Origin of the sequence: Coprococcus sp. AF102-57, from assembly GCF_027686195.1 — a bacterium.
GTDB classification, from domain to species: Bacteria; Bacillota; Clostridia; order Lachnospirales; family Lachnospiraceae; genus Allocoprococcus; species Allocoprococcus comes.
In genome coordinates, this window is the sequence record NZ_JAQCSY010000001.1 from 252,523 (window position 1) to 274,891 (window position 22,369).

Annotated in this window: 16 protein-coding genes and 1 other annotated feature; all 16 genes read right to left on the reverse strand. The window is 43.6% G+C overall.

Features of this window, described 5'->3' with window-relative positions; translation table 11 throughout:
* Positions 1 to 188: 188 nt before the first annotated feature.
* The 16 genes from aroB to PGZ10_RS01295 all read right to left on the reverse strand — a co-directional run bounded on the left by aroB (position 189) and on the right by PGZ10_RS01295 (position 22,168).
* Positions 189 to 1,247 (reverse strand): 3-dehydroquinate synthase, encoded by a 1,059-nt coding sequence (aroB, locus tag PGZ10_RS01220; RefSeq protein ID WP_270540511.1) that lies wholly within the window; start codon positions 1,245 to 1,247, stop codon positions 189 to 191.
* Between the two features lie 28 nt (positions 1,248 to 1,275).
* Positions 1,276 to 2,289 (reverse strand): 3-deoxy-7-phosphoheptulonate synthase, encoded by a 1,014-nt coding sequence (aroF, locus tag PGZ10_RS01225; RefSeq protein ID WP_008374949.1) that lies wholly within the window; start codon positions 2,287 to 2,289, stop codon positions 1,276 to 1,278.
* A gap of 195 nt (positions 2,290 to 2,484) precedes the next feature.
* Positions 2,485 to 2,755, reverse strand: a binding site (T-box leader).
* A 78-nt stretch (positions 2,756 to 2,833) separates the two neighbouring features.
* On the reverse strand, positions 2,834 to 3,703 hold the full coding sequence (locus PGZ10_RS01230) for a shikimate dehydrogenase (RefSeq protein WP_270246217.1): 870 nt from the start codon (positions 3,701 to 3,703) through the stop codon (positions 2,834 to 2,836).
* A gap of 279 nt (positions 3,704 to 3,982) precedes the next feature.
* Positions 3,983 to 5,008 (reverse strand): type I glyceraldehyde-3-phosphate dehydrogenase, encoded by a 1,026-nt coding sequence (gene gap, locus PGZ10_RS01235; protein ID WP_270246218.1) that lies wholly within the window; start codon positions 5,006 to 5,008, stop codon positions 3,983 to 3,985.
* Between the two features lie 220 nt (positions 5,009 to 5,228).
* On the reverse strand, positions 5,229 to 6,389 hold the full coding sequence (locus tag PGZ10_RS01240) for a phosphoglycerate dehydrogenase (RefSeq protein ID WP_008374946.1): 1,161 nt from the start codon (positions 6,387 to 6,389) through the stop codon (positions 5,229 to 5,231).
* 1 nt (position 6,390) lies between these two features.
* Positions 6,391 to 7,473 (reverse strand): 3-phosphoserine/phosphohydroxythreonine transaminase, encoded by a 1,083-nt coding sequence (serC, locus tag PGZ10_RS01245; protein WP_117556164.1) that lies wholly within the window; start codon positions 7,471 to 7,473, stop codon positions 6,391 to 6,393.
* 48 nt (positions 7,474 to 7,521) lie between these two features.
* Entirely contained in the window at positions 7,522 to 9,213 is a 1,692-nt protein-coding gene (ilvB, locus tag PGZ10_RS01250) for a biosynthetic-type acetolactate synthase large subunit (RefSeq protein ID WP_117556166.1), read from the reverse strand.
* A 28-nt stretch (positions 9,214 to 9,241) separates the two neighbouring features.
* A complete protein-coding gene (gene ilvD, locus PGZ10_RS01255) occupies positions 9,242 to 10,912 on the reverse strand; it encodes a dihydroxy-acid dehydratase (RefSeq protein WP_008374941.1) in 1,671 nt (556 codons plus the stop codon).
* 103 nt (positions 10,913 to 11,015) lie between these two features.
* Entirely contained in the window at positions 11,016 to 12,101 is a 1,086-nt protein-coding gene (gene leuB, locus PGZ10_RS01260) for a 3-isopropylmalate dehydrogenase (protein WP_055297292.1), read from the reverse strand.
* 141 nt (positions 12,102 to 12,242) lie between these two features.
* The gene (locus tag PGZ10_RS01265; protein ID WP_270246221.1) at positions 12,243 to 13,559 is read right to left on the reverse strand and encodes a Na+/H+ antiporter NhaC family protein; all 1,317 of its coding nucleotides are present in this window, start codon (positions 13,557 to 13,559) and stop codon (positions 12,243 to 12,245) included.
* Positions 13,560 to 13,791: 232 nt separating this feature from the next.
* Positions 13,792 to 16,050, reverse strand: coding sequence for a glycogen/starch/alpha-glucan phosphorylase (locus PGZ10_RS01270; RefSeq protein ID WP_055155652.1), 2,259 nt, complete (start codon positions 16,048 to 16,050; stop codon positions 13,792 to 13,794).
* On the reverse strand, positions 16,035 to 17,081 hold the full coding sequence (locus tag PGZ10_RS01275; RefSeq protein WP_118198398.1) for a LacI family DNA-binding transcriptional regulator: 1,047 nt from the start codon (positions 17,079 to 17,081) through the stop codon (positions 16,035 to 16,037). Before PGZ10_RS01275 ends, PGZ10_RS01270 begins: the two co-directional genes overlap by 16 nt.
* A gap of 1 nt (position 17,082) precedes the next feature.
* Complete coding sequence (malQ, locus tag PGZ10_RS01280) at positions 17,083 to 18,627, reverse strand: 4-alpha-glucanotransferase (RefSeq protein ID WP_270246222.1); 1,545 nt, start codon at positions 18,625 to 18,627, stop codon at positions 17,083 to 17,085.
* Between the two features lie 130 nt (positions 18,628 to 18,757).
* Positions 18,758 to 19,036 (reverse strand): preprotein translocase subunit YajC, encoded by a 279-nt coding sequence (gene yajC, locus PGZ10_RS01285; protein WP_008374927.1) that lies wholly within the window; start codon positions 19,034 to 19,036, stop codon positions 18,758 to 18,760.
* Between the two features lie 86 nt (positions 19,037 to 19,122).
* Positions 19,123 to 20,256 carry a tRNA guanosine(34) transglycosylase Tgt gene (gene tgt, locus PGZ10_RS01290; RefSeq protein ID WP_270246224.1) on the reverse strand — a complete coding sequence of 378 codons (1,134 nt, stop codon included), beginning with the start codon at positions 20,254 to 20,256 and terminating at the stop codon, positions 19,123 to 19,125.
* A 22-nt stretch (positions 20,257 to 20,278) separates the two neighbouring features.
* Positions 20,279 to 22,168 (reverse strand): L,D-transpeptidase family protein, encoded by a 1,890-nt coding sequence (locus tag PGZ10_RS01295; protein WP_270246225.1) that lies wholly within the window; start codon positions 22,166 to 22,168, stop codon positions 20,279 to 20,281.
* Positions 22,169 to 22,369: the final 201 nt, after the last annotated feature.

Genomic DNA, 22,369 nt, shown 5'->3' on the forward strand with positions numbered 1-22,369 from the left:
TTTTCTTCTCTTATCGCTTTTCTATTTTTGTTATATAATAACCATTGGTTATATACGATCTTCTGGTAGAAATCAATAAAAATGATGACATAACAAAAAGAATTATTGCATATGCGCAGAAATTAACTCAAATGCCGTAAAACCAATATCTTTCATGGTCTTACGGCATTCTTATTTATCGTATTTACTTATACCATCCTGTCCTCATCAAAGAATTCCTGTCCGGTCGAGTATGTATAGGAATCTCCGATTTCATGGAGAAGGACGACTTTTAATTTATTATTCAGTGTTTTTTTATCCAGCTTGATTGCTTCGGTAAGCTGTGGGAGTGGGACATCGGCTTTTACCGGAAGTTTATAAGCTTCCAGGACTTTTCGGATGTGCTCGGCTTCGCCTTTTTTGGTGAGTCCTTTCTCTTCAGCAATCTTTGTGATCTGGTACATTCCGATGGCTACGGCTTCACCGTGGCTTTCTCTTTCATAGTGGAAGTGCTGCTCAATGGTGTGGGCAAGGGTATGTCCGAAGTTCAGGAGAATCCTCTCTCCGGTATCAAACTCATCTTCTTCTACAACACGGCGTTTGATATCGACACAGGTTGCGATCACATCGGTTAAATGCTCTTTCAAATTCTCATAGGATCCGCATTTCTCCAGAAGATCAAAGAGCTTGCGATCCTTGATGCATCCGTATTTGATAACTTCCCCCATGCCGTCCGTCACGTAACGCTCCGGCAGGGTTTCCAGTACATCCGGATCGATCAGTACCATCTTCGGCTGGTAAAAGGCACCTACCAGGTTCTTCCCCTGCGGAAGATCGACTGCAACTTTTCCACCAACAGAAGAATCTACCTGTGCAAGAATGGAAGTTGGAATCTGTACGAACTTGATTCCTCTAAGAAAGGTCGCTGCCACAAATCCGGCAAGGTCTCCTACCACTCCACCGCCAAGTGCAACGATCAAGTCTGTTCTGGAAATCTTTGCTTCCAGAAGAGAGCTGTATACACCCGGAAGGGTTTCGAATGCTTTTGACGGTTCTCCATGTGGAATCACGGTTTCCGTACACTCATATTTTTCAGAAAGATTTTTCTTAAGCGCTTCTCCGTAATAAGAATAAACTCTGTCATCGGAAATGATCATGATCTTTGATCCCCGATATACTTCTGCTATTCTTTCTGCTGCTTCTTTCAAAATTCCTCTTTCAATATAAATCGGATAGCTGTGTTCCTTTAAATCTACCGTCATTTTCATCGTTTTGTTCCTCCCAGGCTGCTGTTTTTTACATTTCTTTACCGACTGCTTTTGCGATTCCGGTAATCTCTTTTAACAGTGTATCATATTTTTCCGGTTTCAGCGACTGTGCTCCGTCACAAAGTGCCGTTTCCGGACTGTTATGTACTTCGATGATCAGCCCGTCCGCTCCTGCTGCAACTGATGCTTTTGCCATCGGATCAACCAGCCACCATTTTCCTCCTGCGTGGCTCGGGTCCACAACTACCGGAAGATGGCTGAGTTTTCTTACTACCGGAATAGACTGAAGATCCAGTGTATTTCTGGTATAAGTCTCGAAGGTACGGATTCCTCTTTCGCAGAGGATAACATTTGGATTTCCGGATGCCATAATGTATTCTGCTGACATCATCCATTCTTCGTAAGTTGCATTAAGTCCTCTCTTCAAAAGGATCGGTCTCTTTGTCTGTCCGAGCTGTTTTAACAGGTCATAGTTTTGCATGTTACGTGCACCGATCTGGATCAGGTCTACCTTTTCATCGAAGATTTCCAGATATTCCGGTGACATCAGTTCTGTTACGATCGGAAGCCCTGTCTCTTCTCTTGCTGCACATAAGATTTCCAGACCTTCAAGGCCAAGTCCCTGGAATGAATATGGGCTTGTTCTCGGCTTGAATGCACCACCACGGAGCATATTTGCACCAGATGCCTTAACAGCCTTTGCGATCTCGATCACCTGCTCTTCTGACTCTACAGAACAAGGTCCGGCGATCAGTGCCAGATGTCCGCCACCAACTTTGACACCAGATACATCTACGATGGTATCGTCCGGATGGAATGCACGGTTTACAAGTTTATAAGGTTCCTGTACATGCATAACCTTCTCAACAGAAGAGTCTACTTCGAAAAGCTTTGGATCCACACGGACCGTATCGCCGATACAGCCGATAATTGTAAGATCCTCACCTTTTACAGTATGTACTTCCAGTCCCTTTGCACGGACCATATTCTCAACTCGTTTTACGTTTTCATCACTTGTTCTTGGTTTTAATACGATAATCATAATCTTTTTCCCTTTCTTTTCTCTCTACTAATCATCGAACATGTCTTTTAGAAGTTCCTTCGGAATTTCTGTTAAACTATGCGAAACACGCTCCGCAAGTTTCTCAAATTATCGCGGCAGTCGCCAAGTTTTCGTGCAAGCACGGACTTTGGCTCGTTGCTCGCGTAAATAAAAAAACCCCCGTCTTCTGCAAAAACAGAGGACGAGAGTATTATATACTTCGTGGTTCCACCTCATTTTACAATTGTCTCACGACAACTGCCTCGTCAGGTACGTCGTTCATAACGGTTATACCCTTGCAGATAACGGCTGCTACCGGAAATACCTATTAACAATTCTTCAAAAGAATGCATTCAGTATCCTACTCCAAGAGGAATTCAATATAATCTTCGGTATCCTTCTTCCACCGATAAAGGACTCTCTGTGACGTCTTATTATATTTACTACTTCTTTTCATTGTATTTTGATAGTAGAATATGTAATTTTTAAAATCTATAGCCTATGTTACACGAATCAATAGGCTTTGTCAATCATTTTTAGTAAATTAACGCGAGAAATATTTTTCTTTGATAATATCAACCGGCATTTCTTTTCCTGTCCAGAGCTCAAATGATGCAGCACCCTGATATAACAGCATGTTCAGACCATTCAGCGTCTGGCATCCTGCTGCTTTTGCTTTCTTCAGAAATAACGTCTCTTCCGGATTGTAGATTACATCAAATACAAACAGATCTTTTCTGAACACACTGTCATCTGTGATGATACATCTGTCTGTCTTCGGTGCCATACCGATAGACGTTCCGTTTACCAGAATGGCACTTTCTGTGATCTCCTTTTTGAGGACTTCCGGATCAGAGAAGTCATAGAGGTTGATCTTACAGTCTGTCTTCTCATGAAGTTTCTCGATTGTCTTCTCCGCGCGTGTGAAGAATTCATCACGGATGTTGAATACCGAAATCTCTGCCACTTTGTCAAGTGCTGCCTGGATCAGAATCGCTGCTGCTGCTCCACCCGCTCCAAGAAGTGTCATCTTCTTGCCAATGATATCAACGCCTGTCTCACTGACTGCACGCATGAATCCAATTCCGTCTGTCGTATAGCCTGTCAGGACACCGTTATCATTCACAACAGTGTTGACCGCCCCACCGATCTCAGATGCCGGTGAAAGTTTGTCAACCAGTGAACACATCAGATTCTTGTCAGGCATAGTCAGGTTGAATCCTCTGACTCCCATGACTTTCAGGCCATCTACCGCTGTCTTTAAGTTATCTGTTCCAACATCAAATGCCAAATATGCGTAATCCAGCTCCAGCTGGCGAAATGCCTCGTTATGCATCATTGGGGAAATGCTGTGTGCTACCGGACTCCCCAGTAATCCGGTAAGGACTGTATGTCCTGTAATCTCGTATGCCATTATCTTTTCCTCCTGCGTTACATTTTCACACTGTAAAGTGCTACTTTTGTCCTTTATCATACCATATTTTTCAAAATACGCAAGCATCGTTATAAAAAAGACGATATTTTCCTGCCTTTGAAAAAGCATTTTGAAAAATTTTGAATACCAAATAAGAATGAATGTTCCTATGTAACAAAAAGAGTATCACGTTTCTTCTTGTTCACGTGATACTCTTTCTTTCATGGCTTCTGACTGTTACTGCTGATATACGTTTTACTTTTTCATTTACAATCTGTTTTATTTTACACCATGGTCCACCTGGTACATATGCGAAATCAGGCGGAAGATCTGACTGGTATATCCCCATTCATTATCATAAAAACTGATCAGTTTGAAAAAATGACCGTTTACCTGGATTCCTTCCCTTGCATCAAAAGAGGATGCGTGATTATCTCCGATAAAATCGGAAGAAACAACTTCATCATCCACATAATCCAGAATCTCCTTAAGAGTTGTTTCGGAAGCTTCTTTCATTTTCTTGCAGATATCTTCATAAGTGGTTTCTGTCTTCAAAGCGACATTCAGATCCACAATGGATACATCTGAAGTCGGTACACGATAAGAAATTCCATTCATGCGGTCCTTTAACGCCGGAATAACAAGTGAGATTGCCTTTGCAGCTCCTGTTGAAGATGGAATCAGATTTCCGAATACAGCACGACCTGTACGCCAGTCTTTCAGCGAACGGCAGTCAACTACCTTCTGTTTTGCTGTAGCTGAATGGATAGTAGACATCAGACCATACTCTATTCCATAATTATCCTCCAATACCTTACAGATCGGTGCAAGACAGTTTGTTGTGCAAGATGCATTTGAAACGATCTGCATAGACGACTGATAAAGTTCATGATTCACTCCCATTACAAATGTCGGTGTGTCCTGATCTTTAGCCGGTGCAGAGATGATCACTTTCTTTGCTCCACTCTGGATATGCGCCATTGCTTTTTCTGTCGTACAGTAAGCACCTGTCGCATCTATAATGTATTCTGCTCCACACTCTCCCCACGGAATGTCAGCAGCATTATTTTCTGAATACACTCGGATCTTCTCACCATTTACAACAATTCCATCCTCATATTTTTCCAAATTTCCCTGGAAACGTCCAAAGATCGAATCGTAACGGATCATATAAATCATATAATCCAGATCTGCGTTTCTCACATTGATCCCACAAATTTTAAATTTTTCCGGCTGATTGATGGCAATGCGGAATGCAACTCTCCCAATACGTCCAAATCCGTTTATGCCGATTGTTATTGCCATATTAAATACCTCCCTGTATATGACATATTGATACTCTTTGTATCTTTTCCCTTGCAATAACAGTCCGCCACAATCTATTGCGAGTGTAACACACTTTTTTTTGAAATGCTACCGAAATGGCAGTAATTAATCATTTAACAGGATTCTTATTTTTTTAACAGGATTCCCATTTTTTTAACAAAAAAGGATGCGCTTTTTCAAACGCACCCTCTGTCACTTTTTATGCAATTACTCTGACTTTCAGAACACCCTCGATCATTTCCAGACCTTTTACCACGTCTTCTGCCACATCATTATCCACATCGATCATCGTATATGCATAGCTGCCACGGCTCTTATTCGTCATATCATCGATATTGACATTATCCTTTGCCAGAAGCGCAGTAAACTGACCGATCATATTCGGAATATTTCTGTGTAGAATCGTAATTCTTGTTTTATCCCTTACCCCCATATCGCATGCCGGGAAATTGACAGAATTACGGATATTTCCATTTTCCAGGAAATCTTTCAGCTCTTCTACTGCCATCTTTGCACAATTATCTTCTGATTCAGCAGTTGACGCTCCCAGATGCGGAATGACAATCGCATGCTTTACTCCTGCGATCTCCGGTGTCGGGAAGTCAGTTACATAGCGTCCGACTTTTCCTCCAACAAGTGCATCCACAATGTCTTCGCTGTTCACCAGTACATCTCTTGCAAAGTTCAGGATCACAACGCCCTCTTTCATCAGACTGATGGCATTCTTATTGATCATACCCTTGGTATCTTCCAGTGCCGGTACATGGATTGTGATATAATCGCACTCCTTGTAGATCTCATCTACATTCTTAGTGTGATGGATGCTTCTTGAAAGTCTCCATGCGGAATCTACAGAAACATATGGATCATAACCATACACTTCCATCCCGAGATGTGTAGCCGCATTGGCAACCAAGACACCGATTGCACCAAGGCCGATCACGCCAAGCTTCTTTCCCTGGATCTCACAGCCTGCAAATGCTTTTTTCGCTTTTTCTGCATCTTTGGCAATATTGCCATCCTCTTCGTTCTCCTGTACCCAGTTGATACCTCCAAGGATATCTCTGGATGCAAGCAGCATACCGGCGATCACCAGCTCTTTTACACCATTGGCATTTGCCCCTGGTGTATTAAATACAACGATTCCCTGCTCCGCACATTTGTCCAGTGGAATATTATTTACACCGGCTCCGGCACGGGCAATCGCTTTTAAATCTTTATCAAATTCCAGTTCATGCATTCCGGCACTTCTTACAAGTACCGCATCTGCTCCTGCCATCTCACCGGCAGGTACATAGTCATCACTGAATTTCTCTAGTCCAACAGGAGAAATCGGATTTAAGCAAAAATATTTATACATATTACAGATTCTCCTCCTCAAACTTCTTCATAAATGCAACCAGGGCTTCCACACCTTCGTATGGCATTGCGTTATAAATACTTGCACGCATACCACCAACAGTACGGTGTCCTTTCAGGTTCTCAAGACCTGCTTCTTTTGCCTCTTTTACAAATTTGGCATCCAGCTCGTCACTGCCTGTCACAAATGGTACATTCATAAGAGAACGGTCTTTCTTTTCTACCGTACCTTTGAACAGTTTGCTCTGATCCAGGTAGTCATAGAGCAGTTTGGCTTTCTTTTCGTTGCGTTCTTTCATAACTTCCAGTCCGCCCATCTTTTTCAGCCATTTAAATACCTTACCGCAGATATAAATTCCATATGCCGGCGGTGTATTGTAAAGAGAACCTGCGTCTGCATGTGTCTTGTATGTAAGCATGGTCGGTGTTCCCGGAAGTACATCCTCCGTAATCAGATCTTCGCGGATGATCGCGATAACAACACCCGCTGGTCCGACATTCTTCTGGACTCCACCATAGATGAGACCATATTTTGTCACATCTACAGGCTCGGACAGGAAACAGGATGATACATCCGCTACCAGTGTCTTGCCTTTCGTGTTCGGAAGTTCCTTGAATTTGGTTCCGTAAATTGTATTATTTTCGCAGATATATACATAATCTGCATCTTCATCAACCGGCAGATCCGAACAGTCAGGAATGTACGAAAAGGTTTTATCCTCGGACGATGCGATCTTATTCACCTTCCCATATTTGGATGCTTCAGCAGCTGCCTTTTTGGCCCACTGCCCGGTAACAATATAATCCGCTACTTTGTTCTTCATCAGATTCATTGGAATCATTGCAAACTGCTGGCTTGCGCCACCCTGAAGGAACAGTACTTTGTAATTATCCGGGATTCCCATCAAATCACGAAGATCCTGTTCAGCGGTTTCAATGATTTCAGCAAAAGCTTTCGAGCGATGACTCATCTCCATAACGGACATTCCACATCCTTTGTAATCCAGCATCTCATTTGCTGCTTCTCGTAAAACTTCTTCCGGCAGTACTGCCGGTCCTGCTGAAAAATTGTAAACTCGTTTCATATTACTCCTCCATTCCTGCTCTACGTATCTGTCGCTGCATATGTTTTTCTAGTTTGTCTGCTGTTTTTCCTGCAGATCCTTCTCGTCAAAAACTTCACTGATCGGAGCACCCGGAGCAACCATCGGCCATACCTTGTCATCGCTGTCAATCTGGCAGTCAATCACCACCGGACCGCCTGCATTTAAAGCAAACTTAAATGCATCTGCGAATTCTTCTCTGGTCGTAGCTCTTACCGCTTTCGCCCCCATCGCTTCTGCGAGTTTCACAAAATCTACTGCATCATTCAGAACAGTTGCTGAATAGCGCTGTCCGTAAAACAGATTCTGCCACTGTCTTACCATACCAAGCACATGGTTGTTCACTACAACCTGGATGATCGGAATGTTATAACGCGCCGCTGTTGCAACTTCATTCATATTCATACGGAAACATCCGTCTCCGGCGATATTGACTACCGTCTTCTCCGGTCTGCCCATCTTGGCTCCGATTGCGGCTCCAAGACCGTATCCCATGGTTCCAAGGCCACCTGACGTAAGCAGTGTTCTCGGTTTTGTGAATTTATAATACTGCGCTGCCCACATCTGATGCTGTCCAACCTCTGTGACGATGATCGCATCACCTTCTGTCTGTTTGTAAATCTCTTCGATCACATACGGACCAGTCAGACTTTCCGGATGATAGGTAAGCGGGTATTTCGCTTTATATTCCTGGATCTTTTTAATCCATTCGGTGTGTTCCTGCTGTGGCAGTTTTTCATTAACTGCCGCAAGCACTTCCTTGATATCTCCAACCACACCTTCATCGATGATGACATTCTTGTTCATCTCTGCCACATCAATATCAAACTGGAGAATCTTTGCATTACTTGCAAATTTATTTGGATTACCTGTGACACGGTCGGAGAATCTTGCACCGACTACGATCAGAAGATCACATTCACTGACTCCAAAGTTCGATGTCTTGGTACCATGCATACCAAGCATTCCTGTATAAAGTTCATCAGTTCCCGGAAATGCACCTTTTCCCATCAGGGAATCACATACCGGACACTGTACCTTGTCTACGAATGCACGGAGTTCTTCACTTGCATCAGATAATATAGCTCCACCTCCGACGAATACGAACGGACGCTTTGCTTCTTCGATCATCTCTACTGCCTTGTCAATATCTTCCATACAGATTTCTTTTTTGTATTTTACGATTGGCTGGATTTTGACAGGCTCATACTCTGCTTTATTGCCTGTCACATCTTTCGGGATATCGATCAGCACCGGTCCCGGTCTTCCGGACTGTGCGATCTCAAACGCCTTGCGGATCGTCCTTGCAAGATCATTGACATTCTTCACAATAAAATTATACTTTGTGATCGGCATCGTAATACCGGTAATGTCAATTTCCTGGAAACTGTCTTTTCCAAGAAGCGGTACCCCTACATTACAGGTGATCGCAACAATCGGAATAGAATCCATAAATGCGGTCGCGATTCCTGTTACGAGATTTGTTGCTCCAGGTCCACTGGTCGCAAAACACACCCCAACTTTACCAGTGGCACGCGCATATCCGTCCGCCGCATGAGAAGCTCCCTGCTCATGCGATGTAAGGATATGTCTGATTTCATTACTATGCTTATATAATTCATCATATACATTTAAAATTGCGCCACCCGGATATCCGAATACGGTATCCACGCCCTGCTCTTTTAAACACTCTATCAGTATCTCTGCACCATTTAATTGCATTGTACATTCCCCTTGTCCAGATTTTATTTTATTTGTGTGGAACTTCCAGAACTGCTCCACGGTTTCCTGAAGTTACCATTGCTGCATATCTTGCAAGATATCCTGTTGTAACTTCCGGTTCTCTTGGCTGCCATTTTTCTTTTCTTCTTGCAAGTTCTTCATCTGAAATTCTTGCATTTAATTTCAGGTTCGGGATATCGATCTCGATGATATCGCCTTCCTCGATCAGTGCTACCGGTCCGCCGACTGCTGCTTCCGGTGATACGTGTCCGATAGAAGCTCCACGGGATGCACCGCTGAAACGACCGTCTGTAATAAGTGCTACCGATGAACCAAGTCCCATACCTGCGATTGCAGAAGTCGGATTCAGCATCTCCGGCATACCAGGACCACCCTTTGGTCCGACGTAACGGATCACTACAACATCTCCCGGATGGATATCTCCGCCTTTAATTGCCTTGATCGCATCATCTTCACATTCAAATACTCTTGCAGGTCCTTCATGTACCAGCATTTCCGGTACAACTGCAGAACGTTTTACAACACTGCCATCCGGTGCGATATTACCTTTGAGGACTGCAAGTCCACCAGTCTGGCTGTATGGATTGTCGATCGGACGGATTACTTCCGGATTTTTATTTTCGCATCCTGCGATATTTTCTCCAACTGTCTTTCCGGTTACTGTCATGCAGTCTGTGTACAGAAGGCCTTTCTTATTCAGCTCGTTCATAACTGCATATACACCACCTGCTTCATTCAAGTCTTCCATATATGTAGGACCTGCCGGTGCAAGGTGACAGAGGTTCGGAGTCTTTTCGCTGATTCCGTTTGCAAAATCAATTTCAAAATCCATACCGATCTCATGTGCGATCGCCGGAAGGTGAAGCATACTGTTGGTTGAGCATCCAAGTGCCATATCAACAGTCAGAGCATTTAAGATGGCTTCTTTTGTCATAATGTCTCTCGGACGGATATTTCTTCTGTACATTTCCATTACCTGCATACCTGCATGTTTTGCAAGACGGATTCTTTCTGAATATACAGCCGGAATTGTTCCATTCCCCTGAAGTCCCATACCAAGTACTTCCGTCAGACAGTTCATACTGTTAGCTGTATACATTCCAGAGCAGGATCCACAGGTAGGACATACTTTATTTTCAAATTCACATACATCACATTCGTCCATTGTTCCTGCTGCGTAGGATCCAACTGCCTCGAACATGCTGGAAAGACTTCTCTTCTGTCCTTTTACATGTCCTGCAAGCATTGGTCCGCCACTGACGAACACTGTAGGTACATTGATACGGGCTGCTGCCATCAAAAGCCCAGGTACATTTTTATCACAGTTCGGGATCATAACAAGGGCGTCAAACTGATGCGCCATTGCCATTGCTTCTGTCGAATCTGCGATCAGATCTCTCGTTACCAGAGAATACTTCATACCGATGTGTCCCATTGCAATACCGTCACAGACTGCGATTGCCGGAAACATGATCGGTGTTCCACCTGCCATGGCAACCCCCATCTTTACTGCATTTGCAATTTTATCCAGGTTCATATGTCCCGGAACGATTTCGTTATAAGAACATACGATTCCGACAAGCGGTCTCTCCAGTTCTTCTTTTGTAAGACCAAGCGCATTGAACAATGATCTGTGCGGCGCCTGCTGCATACCTGTTTTTACATTATCACTTCTCATGATTTTATAATCCTCCTGTAACTTTTGGCTCCATTCTATTACAGTTCCGTCCTGCTTCTCTTTCCCCATAGCAGTACGGAACTGTATCTTTCCCAATCCTTGACTATCGAATTCTTTCGCAGATCAGATCTCCCATCCGGGCTGTTCCAACCTTTGTACATCCGTCTGACATAATATCCCCGGTTCTGTATCCATCTTTTAACACCTGGGAAACTGCTGCTTCAATCGCATCTGCTGCTTTATCCTGATCCAGGCTGAAACGAAGCATCATTGCTGCTGAAAGAATTGTTGCTATCGGGTTTGCAATTCCCTGTCCTGCTATATCCGGTGCCGAACCGCCACTTGGTTCATACAGTCCGAACCTGGTTTCATTCAGACTTGCACTTGCCAGCATTCCGATCGAACCGGTTACCATGCTTGCTTCATCAGAAAGGATGTCTCCAAACATATTCTCTGTAAGAATGACATCAAACTGCTTCGGATCTCTTACAAGCTGCATTGCACAGTTGTCAACCAGCATATGCTCCAGTGTAACTTCCGGATAATCTTTCGCAACTTCTTCTACTACTTTTCTCCAGAGTCTTGAAGAATCCAGTACATTCGCCTTATCGACGCTTGTCACTTTCTTTCTTCTCTTCATTGCAATGTCAAACGCGCGGATCGCAATCCTGCGGATCTCATCCTCATTATAGGTAAGTGAATCGAATGCAGTCATCACACCATCCACTTCTTCTGTCTTCCTCTCTCCAAAATAAAGACCGCCTGTCAGTTCACGCATGATCATCAGATCAAATCCGCCTTCTGTAATCTCTTCTTTCAGAGGACATGCACCCTTCAGTTCATTATACAAAACCGCCGGACGCAGATTTGCGAACAGGTTCAGTTCTTTTCTGATCTTCAGAAGACCGGCCTCCGGTCTCTTTGACGGTTCCAGCTTATACCACGGGGAAGTCTTTGCATCTCCTCCAATGGATCCCATCAGTACGGCATCACATGCTTTTGCTTTTGCTACCGTCTCATCTGTAAGCGGGACTCCATGTACATCAATGGATGCGCCCCCAAGAAGCAGCTGTTCATAAGAACAGTCAAATCCGTATACCTCTCCTGCTTTATCAAGAACTTTCATCGCTTCCGTTACAATCTCCGGACCGATTCCGTCACCTTTAATTACTCCGATTTTCAGGCTCATCTTTGTCATTCCCTTCTATGTATCTGTGATTTTTGTACCATTTTTCGTTCCAAAAATCTGTTAAACACTATAATACCGTATTTTTTGTCAGGTTTCAACCCTTTAATCTGTAAAAGTATAAAAATCAGAGCGAACTCTGTTTTATTTTTCCGTTTTCTGTGGAATCACAAAAATGAAGATCAGCGAACTGACAAACAGCATTCCCGGATAAAAAAGCTTCGGAATGATCTGAAATGCAGAAATCTCACTGCCAAGCTCATGCACTGCCGAAATTGCCACCAGCATCTGCGCGCCATACGGAATCACTCCCTGTGAAATACAGGAAAAAGTATCCAGAAGGGATGCCGTCTTTCTCGGTGTGATCTGATAATCGTCTGCCATTTCCTTTGCAATTGGATTGGCCATCACTATTGCTACGGTATTGTTCGCTGTTGCCACATCCAGGAGCGCTACCAAAATACCAACACCCAGCTGACCACTTTTCGGTCCCTTAAAAACACGGTGAATCACATCCAGCAATACATCAAAGCCACCATTTTCCCGGATCAGCGCACACATTGCAGCAACCAGCACTGCCACCATACAGGTTTCAAACATCCCGGACACACCAGATCCCATGGCAGCAAGCATTTCATACGGTGTTACCTGCCCCATTGCGAGCATGATCACCGCGCCGGACACAATTCCTGTCAGAAGTACCAGGAAGACATTGAACCCGGCGATCCCGCCGACCAGCACCAGCACATACGGAATGATCTGCGTCAGATTGTATTCGTGCGTAACTGCCGTTCCGATCTCTGCCCGGAAAGAGCTGATCAGGATCAGAACCAGCGATACGATCGCCGCCGGAAGTGCGATCCAGAAATTTTCCCGGAATTTATCTTTCATCTCACATCCCTGCCCGTTGCAGGCAGCAATTGTTGTATCTGATATGAAAGAAAGATTGTCCCCGAACATGGAGCCTCCCATCACCGATGCCACGCAAAGCGCCAGGGAAAAACCGGACGTCTGCGAAACTGCCGCCGCAATCGGAGTCAGAAGGGTGATCGTCCCAACCGAAGTTCCCATTGCTGTTGAAACAAAACATGCAACCACAAACAGAACGGCAACCGCAAACCGTGCCGGGATGATCGATAGCATAAAATACGCCACACTCTCTGCACTGCTTCTTCCAACCACTCCCACAAAAGTTCCCGCCGTCAGGAAAATCAGCAGCATTGTGATAATATTCTTATCTCCAATTCCCCGTCCCATAATCTCCAGCTTCTCATCAAAGCCAACCTTTCTGTTCTGCAGACACGCGACCAGGAGTGCCGCCAGAAACGCCACTACGATCGGTACATTATAAAACCCCATTGGAATTTTCATTATGTATTCAAATAAAATACCCAGTCCCAGATAAAATATCAGAAATACACCGACCGGCAAAAGTGCTGCACTTTTTCTTCTTTTTTCCATATATTCACCTCTCATCTGCTTCTATTGCTTCCCGGATCTTCCCAAAAACTTTTCCATATCCGGAAAACAGACAGCAATACTTCTCCTTATCATAGCATATCCTTCTCTTTTCCCGCAATAAGGGAAATACAGGAAGTTCCCGCAGAAACCGTATAAAAATACACTTTTGCACAAAAAACAGAAGTCTGTCTCTGTTTTTTCAGGACAGACTTCTGTTTTTTACATATACATTTTACAGATGCCAGATATCTCTGTTGTATTCAGCAATGGTTCTGTCAGATGAGAAATATCCTGCTTTTGCGATATTCACAACCATCTTCTTTGCCCATGCCATGCGGTCTTCATAATCTGCGTAAGCCTGTTCTTTCTTCTGGATATAATCTTTCACATCAAGAAGTGTCATGAACCAGTCTTTACGAATCAGTTCTGCATGCAGTTCAAGAAGCAGGTATTTATCTCCGATACGGAGAAGTTCCGGGCTGATGATAAAGTCTACCAGTCTGCGGATCTCTTCATCATTGATATAGTAATCAACTGCATTATAATCCATCTTGCGGTAATGCTCAATAACCTGTTCACTGGATTCTCCGAAGATGTAGATATTTTCATCCCCTACAAACTGATGGATTTCTACGTTGGCTCCATCTTCTGTTCCCATTGTCACAGCCCCGTTCAGCATGAATTTCATGTTACCTGTTCCACTTGCTTCTTTGGATGCAAGAGAAATCTGTTCAGAAATATCACAGGACGGGATCAGCTTTTCTGCCAGTGTCACGTTGTAGTTTTCTACCATAACCACTTTCAGATACGGTGCAACTTCCGGATCGTTATCAATCAGCTCCTGCAGGCAGAGGATCAGATGAATGATATCCTTTGCAATAATATAAGCCGGTGCAGCCTTGGCTCCAAAGATTACCGTGATCGGAGTCTCCGGTTTCTTTCCGCTCTTGATCTCCAGATATTTATAGATCACATATAACGCATTCATCTGCTGACGCTTGTATTCATGCAGACGTTTTACCTGAATATCAAAAATTGAATTTGGATTGATTTCCAGTCCCTGTGTTTCTTTTAAGTAAGCTGCCAGATCCTCTTTCTTTTTCTGTTTTACCACAAGAAGACTCTTTAAGGTTTCCTCATCATTTACATAATCAAGCAGTTTTTCAAGCTTTGTTGCATCTTTTCGGTAATCCGGTCCGATCTTCTCATCCAGCCATGCAGTCAGTTCATGGTTGCAGTGCAGCAGCCATCTTCTGAACGTAATACCATTAGTCTTGTTGTTGAATTTCTGTGGGTAAATGTCGTAGAACGGTTTCAGCTCTTCATTTTTCAGGATCTCTGTATGAAGATAAGCAACTCCGTTGACACTGTATCCATAATGGATGTCCATATGAGCCATGTGTACACGATTCTGGTCATCGATAATATGGACTCTCGGATCTTTATATCTTCCCTTAATTCTTGCATCCAGATCACGGATGATCGGAACGATCTGTGGTGCAACCTGCTCCAGATAATCAACCGGCCATTTTTCCAGTGCTTCTGCGAGGATGGTGTGATTGGTATATGCGCAGGTCTTCTGTACGATCTCAATCGCCTCATTGAAGTCGATCTGTTTCTGAACAAGAAGACGGATCAGCTCCGGAATAACCATAGAAGGATGTGTATCGTTGATCTGGATCGCCACATGCTCATGAAGCTTTCTGAGATCATATCCCTTTTCTTCACACTCGCGGATGATATACTGTGCTGCATTGGAAACCATAAAATACTGCTGATAAATACGGAGCAGATTTCCTGCCTTGTCGCTGTCATCCGGATAGAGGAACAGCGTCAGGTTCTCACGGATATCGTTCTTATCAAAATTGATTCCGTTTCCAACGATTGCATCATTTACCGTCTCTACATCAAAAAGATGAAGTTTGTTGCTTCCGCCTTCGTATCCGGTTACATCAATATCATACAGATGGGAACGAAGACTGAAATCCTTGAACGGGACTTCAAATGAAATACCGGTATCATTGAGCCAGCTGTCTTTTTCAATCCACGGATTCTTCTGTTCATCCTGTTTGTGGTCGGTAAATACCTGTTTGAACAGACCCATATGATAGTTCAGCCCGATTCCGTCTCCCGGAAGTCCGAGTGTTGCAATGGAATCCAGGAAGCAGGCTGCCAATCGTCCAAGTCCACCATTTCCAAGAGACGGTTCCGGTTCAACTTCTTCGATCTCTGCAAGATTTTTCCCATGCTTTTTCAGCACCTCTGCTGTCTCATCATAAATTCCAAGGTTGATCAGGTTGTTGGATAAAAGCTTTCCGATCAGGAATTCTGCGGAAATATAATAGAGTTTTCTCTTTCCTTCGTTCTTCGGTCCTTCTTTGATCCGTTCCTTTGTCAGTGTAAGCAGCGCATAATATACCTGTTCATTCGTTGCCTGTTCAAGTCCTGTCTGGAATTTCTCCTGTAAAATCTCTGTCAGTCTTGCTTCCATGTTCTTCTACCTCCTGTAGTTGATTCTCTTTCTTTCAGTGTTGCCGGAAGATATTTTCCTTCCTGGCTTTTCTTTGTTTCTATCATGTCAAACAGAATCCCGACAGACTGTCTCGCGATCTCTTCGACCGGCTGCGCCATCGTAGTGATCGCCGGCTGATAAAATCCGGTATAGTCAAGTCCGTCAAATCCTGCAACCGCCACATCTTCCGGAATCCTTTTTCCCTCTTCCAGAAGCGCCTTGCATGCACCAATCACCATCAGATCGGAAATTGCAAATACTGCGGTAAATTCTGTTTCTTTTTTCAACAGTTTTTTCATCATCCGATATCCGTTTTCCATCGAATAAGTGGTATCTTCTTCATCCAGATAACAGATTCTTTCCTCATCCGCTTCCAGGCCATGTGCCTTTAGTGCTTCCCTGTAACCTTCCAGTCTGAGTTTTCCGATGTTCTCATCTTTCTTATCCGAGGCAAGGATTGCAATCTTTTTATGTCCGGTCTCGCACAGATGATCTACGATCTTACGGCTTTCCGCACGGTCGTCAATTGATACATAGGATGCGATACATTTCTCCGGCAGTTTATCAAATGCTGCCGTACTTACAACAAACGGAACCTTTATCTTTGCAATCCGCTCTTTGTTCTTCCTGAAATCCCCACCCAGGAAAATAATCCCTCTGAGCTTTTTTTCTTTGATCAGCTCCAGTGCGGTATCGACCTCATCCTGATCCTTTCCCATATGCTGGATAAAAAAGGAATATTTCTGTCTGCGGATCTTTTTTTCCATTACCCGCATCATCGTCGCGAAAAATGGATTATCAATCTCCTTTACCAGAATCGCAATGGATTTCGAATCGGTCCGTTTCAGATTCCTCGCACTGTTATTCGGCACAAAATTTGATTCTTCAACCGTCTTTAAAATCATCTTTTTGGTCTCAGGATTGATATCCGGATGATTGTTCAGCGCACGGGACACGGTGCTGACTCCGACCCCGCACTTCTTCGCAATATCTTTAATCGTCATTCCCATTTTATTTCTTTTCTTCTCCTAAGTCCTCTGCATCTTCAGCCTTAAGGAGCATCTCTGTCTTCTCCGGAATCCTGCAATAAAGTTCTGTCATCCTGCGGATCTTTTTCACAAGTTTTTTTGAGATCTCATCCCTATGAAGTCTCCAGATCCAATTACCGCCAAGGGTTGACGGATGATTGATCCTCGCTTCATTACCGAGGCAGAGATAATCCTGAATCGGAATGATACAGGTATCCGCCACGCTCGACTGCGCAAGACGGATGATTTCCCATACTGCTTCATTGATACTGAGTTTCTTTCTTCCCATATAGCGAAGCGCAAACTTCTTATCTTCTTTTTTTAATTCTCTGTACCATCCTGCCAGTGTTTCATTGTCATGGGTTCCTGTGTATACTACGCAGTTCTTATCATAATTGTGCGGCAGATAATTGCTAGGCTCTCTGGAATCAAATGCAAACTCCAGAACTTTCATTCCCGGATATCCGGACTCTTCCACCATCCGGATCACACTGTCTGTCAGGAATCCAAGATCCTCTGCAATAATTTTCACATCACCCAGAGACTCTTTTACCGTCCGGAAAATATCCATTCCCGGTCCTTTTTCCCAATGTCCGAATTCCGCTGTCAGATCTCCGTATGGAATGGAATAATATTCATCGAATCCACGGAAATGATCAATTCGGATCACGTCATAAAGTTCTACACAATGACGGATTCTCTTCATCCACCATGCATATCCGGTCTCCTTATGATATTCCCACTTATAAAGCGGATTGCCCCAAAGCTGTCCGGTTGCACTAAATGCATCTGGCGGACACCCTGCAACACCAGTCGGAAGTCCGTTCTCATCAAACTGGAACAGTTCCGGATGCGACCAGCTGTCTGCGCTGTCAAATGCTACATAAATCGGGATATCACCAATGATCTCAATCCCTTTTTCATTCGCATATGCTTTCAGTGCACTCCACTGTGTTGCGAATTCATACTGCATAAACTTCTGGAACAGGATCCCTTCCTGATTCTCTTTGGCGAATTTTTCCAGCGCAAGCTCATCTCTCAGACGATATTCATCTTCCCATTCGCTCCAGCTTTTCCCACCATTCGCAGCTTTGATCTCCGTATAAAGCGCATAATCATCCAGCCATTCTTTATTCTTCTTACAGAACTTCTGAAAATCTGCATCATCTGCGATCCGGCTTCTTTCATATGCTTTTCTTAAGATCTCATACCTGCAGTTGTAAATCTTTTCATAATCCACATATCCCGCATTATCACCAAAGTCATATGCCTTACATTCATCTTTTGTAATCCAGCCCTTTTTTATCAGCTTTTCCAGGTCTATAAAATACGGATTTCCTGCAAAAGTTGAGAAAGACTGATACGGCGAATCTCCATACCCTGTCGGACCTAACGGAAGGATCTGCCAGTAGCTCTGACCTGCCTTCTCAAGTGTATCTACAAACTCGTATGCTTCTTTCGAAAAAGCACCTATTCCATATTTTGATGGCAGACTTGCCACCGGCAGTAATACACCGCTTGTTCTCATAATATGCACCTCACATCTTTCTACGGTAACGGTTTCGGTATCGGTATCGGTAACGTTTCCAATAATTGTATTATAAAAGCATTGCACATAAAATGCAATGCTTTTTTTCAACTTTTTTAAAAAAATTGATTTAGTTGTTCTCCGGCTTTTCAACCTGCATGATCGCAGACTTCTGCATCGGGATACGGCAGTTCTTGTTGCTTCCGAATTCAACGATTACGTCTTCATCTGTAATATCAATAACAACTCCATAAAAACCGCTTGTTGTAAGAACAGTATCTCCTACAGCCAGTTCAGATAACATAAGCTGTACTCTCTTCTGTTCCTTTTTCTGTGGTCTCATCAGTAACCACCAGAATCCTCCGATAATTACAACGTAAAATAAAATAAGTACGATTGGATTATTCATTTTTCTTTCCTCCTGCTAAAATAGACACTGTTACCATCATACACAATAATAGGACATTCATCAAGACATTTTAGAATTTTTTTATCCTAATCTTCTTTTTCTTCCATTTTTGCCAGTGTCTCTTTCTTAAACTGAGCATATCTTCCCTCTTCGATCGCTCCTCTGATATCTTCCATAAGATGATTATAATAATATAAATTGTGGAGAACGCAAAGCCGCATTCCAAGCATCTCTTTTGCTTTCAGCAGATGCCGGATATAAGCTCTTGAATAACGGCGGCAGGCCGGGCACTGACAGCCTTCTTCGATCGGGCGTTCATCCAGTTCGAATTTTGCATTGAACAGATTCAACTTACCATGCTTTGTATAAACATGACCATGTCTTCCGTTACGGCTTGGATATACGCAGTCAAAGAAATCCACACCTCTGTCTACCGCTTCCAGAATATTCGCCGGCGTTCCGACTCCCATCAGATAAGTCGGTTTGGCAACCGGAAGACAAGGAACTACTGCATCCAGGATCCGGTACATCTCTTCATGTGTCTCACCAACTGCGAGTCCGCCGACTGCGTATCCATCCAGATCCATCTCTGCAATCTGCTGTGCATGCTCAATACGGATATCTTCATAGACACCCCCCTGATTGATTCCGAAAAGCATCTGATGTTTGTTGATCGTATCATCAAGAGAATTGAGTCTTGCCATCTCTTCTTTACATCTTGCGAGCCATCTCGTTGTACGCTCTACCGATGCCTGCATATATTTCCTTTCCGCTACACTGGACGGACATTCATCAAATGCCATCGCGATCGTAGACGCCAGATTCGACTGAATCTGCATACTCTCTTCCGGTCCCATAAAAATCTTTCTTCCGTCAATATGGGAATTGAAGTATACACCCTCTTCCTTAATCTTTCTGAGTCCGGCAAGAGAAAACACCTGGAATCCACCGGAATCAGTAAGGATCGGCTTGTCCCAGGTCATAAATTTGTGCAATCCGCCAAGCTTTTTCACTACCTGATCTCCCGGACGCACATGCAAATGATAAGTATTAGACAGTTCCACCTGTGTTCCGATTTCTTCAAGATCTGCGGTAGAAACAGCCCCTTTGATCGCTGCAATTGTTCCTACATTCATAAATACAGGAGTCTCGATCACTCCGTGTACGGTATGGAAGCGGCCGCGCTTGGCGCGACCGTCCCTTTTTATCAGTTCATACATAAAAATAACCTCTCTCATAAATTTAGTAATGACATACAACCGGTGTTCCGGAATCTACATTGTTGAACACCGTCTCTGCAACAGCATACTGCAAGTTGACACATCCGCGTGACCCATGTTCCAGGTACCAGTCCCCACCAAAATTCGTCTGCCACGGTGCATCGTGCAGTCCGATTCCACCGTTAAACGGCATCCAGTAAGTAACCGGTGATTCCCATTCGTAACTTCCGTCTTCCTTCTTTGGTCCACGAAGGGTTGTATCTTTTTCTTTGTATTTCAGAATATACACTCCCTGCGGTGTAGCATCTCCTCTGCTTGGCTTACCGGTAACAATTGGTCCCTGTGTCACAATTGCACCATTTACAAAAAGATACAGATACTGGTTTGTCAGATCGACTTCAACATAAGTATTCCCCCAGTCTGCTCCGTCATGACTTGCTGCAGTCTGTGAATAATTTGCCTCTCTCGTCACAGTCTCTCCGTTGCGGATATTCGCTTCAAGGGCTGCAATCTCGGCAGCTTCATCAATGATCCATCCATAGTCTCCACCTTCAACCGTTGCACTGTTGCCGCCTCCGGTTGTAAATGTTCTCTTTGTCTGGCAAGTGTCATACTTACTCTCCAGCTGCTGTACATATTTCACGACTGCATCACTGTTAAAGGTAACTGCCATGTTATCATCTACCGTTACCCACTGGGAAATCAGATCTTTATCTACAACTTCTGTATTCGAACCAAAGGTATAAGTGATACTTGCCTTCAGATACTTATTCATATCGTCACATGCTTTCTTCACTTCTTCTGACTCGCTTGTGTATTTTGGTTCTACATAGCAGTCTTCAGCGGTCATGTCAATCTCGCTTTTGAAACCTTCGATTGATTCTTTCACTACCTTTTTGAAGTTCTCGGTATCAATCTTACTTCCTGTCTCCTCAGCTTTGACTACATACGAATTGCCGTCATACTCCGGATGTGCATTTACCGGTTCAACCTGCTGATCTGCCTGCATACACTCGAGACCGTTAATCAGGGTATCCAGCTGGTTTTCGTCATATGTAACACCGACTGATGCCGTAATTGTCTGTGTCTTTCCAAGGCAGACCGGCCACAGAAATGCATTCTGCTCTTTTACGAGCTTCTGCAGTTCATCTCCTGCTTTGTACGCAAGAGAAATATCTGTTCCGGCAATCTTCTCTTCTGTTCCGTCTGATTCCTTCATCGTGAGAACATATCCATCTACCTGACTCTTCATGTATGACTCTACTGCCGAAACTGATTTTCCGGAGAAGTTCACACCGTTGATCTTCGTATTAAAATAGAAATGATTCATGAAATATACGGAAAATCCAAGGTAAACAACCGCTGCCACTCCAACCACAGCGCCAACTACAATTTTAACCACTTTACCGGACTTTTTTGAGCCTTGCTTTTTCTCCCGTTTAGTTCTTCTATGCGGCTTTTCCTCTTCTTCATCAAAGAAAGAATCATCAAAAATTTCTTCCTCATCCGGATTGAATGCTTCTGCATCTCCACTGCTTAAAATATCTGCACTTTTAATAACCGGTGGTACTGCTGTCTCTTCTTCATCCCGCCATTCTTCTGCTCCTTCCAGATCCAGAAGCCCGGTCTCTTCACGAACTACTTTCTTTTTCCGGCGCGGAGCCTTTTTCTTAACCGGTCGATCTTTGTCTGAGGCTGCTTTATGATCCACACCATCACCAGATACGTGATGGCCTGAAGGACGTTTTGTTTTAGTGACTTTCTTTTTCCGCGGTCTTTCTTCGCTTTTCTGTTCTTTTTCATTGATGTCCTTCACCTCACTTACAGTCTGCTCTCTGATCTCTTCCATGATTTCATCTACTGTGCCGTCAAGATTTCTTTCGTTTTTTTCATTCATACTCTTTTCACTCATTTATACTATTGACTTCCTTTTTCACTCAATATGTAGTCATTATAATACGAAGGAGCGTGTAAATACAATACATAACTTTAACTTTCATATTTTTATCACTTGTTGGGATGGGAATCTTCTATTATAATAATGAGGTGATTTTGGGGAAATGAATGATTTGCGTTGTGATGACAAATAGCCTGCAAATAAAAAGTCAAGGCT

Excerpts from the sequence above, each read along its gene's own strand:
- aroB (WP_270540511.1), bottom strand. The coding sequence starts at position 1,247 with ATGAAAATGACGGTAGATTTAAAGGAACACAGCTATCCGATTTATATT.
- aroF (WP_008374949.1), bottom strand. The coding sequence starts at position 2,289 with ATGATTATCGTATTAAAACCAAGAACAAGTGATGAAAACGTAAAACGA.
- PGZ10_RS01230 (WP_270246217.1), bottom strand. The coding sequence starts at position 3,703 with ATGGCATACGAGATTACAGGACATACAGTCCTTACCGGATTACTGGGG.
- gap (WP_270246218.1), bottom strand. The coding sequence starts at position 5,008 with ATGGCAATAACAATCGGCATAAACGGATTTGGACGTATTGGGAGAGTT.
- PGZ10_RS01240 (WP_008374946.1), bottom strand. The coding sequence starts at position 6,389 with ATGTATAAATATTTTTGCTTAAATCCGATTTCTCCTGTTGGACTAGAG.
- serC (WP_117556164.1), bottom strand. The coding sequence starts at position 7,473 with ATGAAACGAGTTTACAATTTTTCAGCAGGACCGGCAGTACTGCCGGAA.
- ilvB (WP_117556166.1), bottom strand. The coding sequence starts at position 9,213 with ATGCAATTAAATGGTGCAGAGATACTGATAGAGTGTTTAAAAGAGCAG.
- ilvD (WP_008374941.1), bottom strand. The coding sequence starts at position 10,912 with ATGAGAAGTGATAATGTAAAAACAGGTATGCAGCAGGCGCCGCACAGA.
- leuB (WP_055297292.1), bottom strand. The coding sequence starts at position 12,101 with ATGAGCCTGAAAATCGGAGTAATTAAAGGTGACGGAATCGGTCCGGAG.
- PGZ10_RS01265 (WP_270246221.1), bottom strand. The coding sequence starts at position 13,559 with ATGGAAAAAAGAAGAAAAAGTGCAGCACTTTTGCCGGTCGGTGTATTT.
- PGZ10_RS01270 (WP_055155652.1), bottom strand. The coding sequence starts at position 16,050 with ATGGAAGCAAGACTGACAGAGATTTTACAGGAGAAATTCCAGACAGGA.
- PGZ10_RS01275 (WP_118198398.1), bottom strand. The coding sequence starts at position 17,081 with ATGGGAATGACGATTAAAGATATTGCGAAGAAGTGCGGGGTCGGAGTC.
- malQ (WP_270246222.1), bottom strand. The coding sequence starts at position 18,627 with ATGAGAACAAGCGGTGTATTACTGCCGGTGGCAAGTCTGCCATCAAAA.
- yajC (WP_008374927.1), bottom strand. The coding sequence starts at position 19,036 with ATGAATAATCCAATCGTACTTATTTTATTTTACGTTGTAATTATCGGA.
- tgt (WP_270246224.1), bottom strand. The coding sequence starts at position 20,256 with ATGTATGAACTGATAAAAAGGGACGGTCGCGCCAAGCGCGGCCGCTTC.
- PGZ10_RS01295 (WP_270246225.1), bottom strand. The coding sequence starts at position 22,168 with ATGAGTGAAAAGAGTATGAATGAAAAAAACGAAAGAAATCTTGACGGC.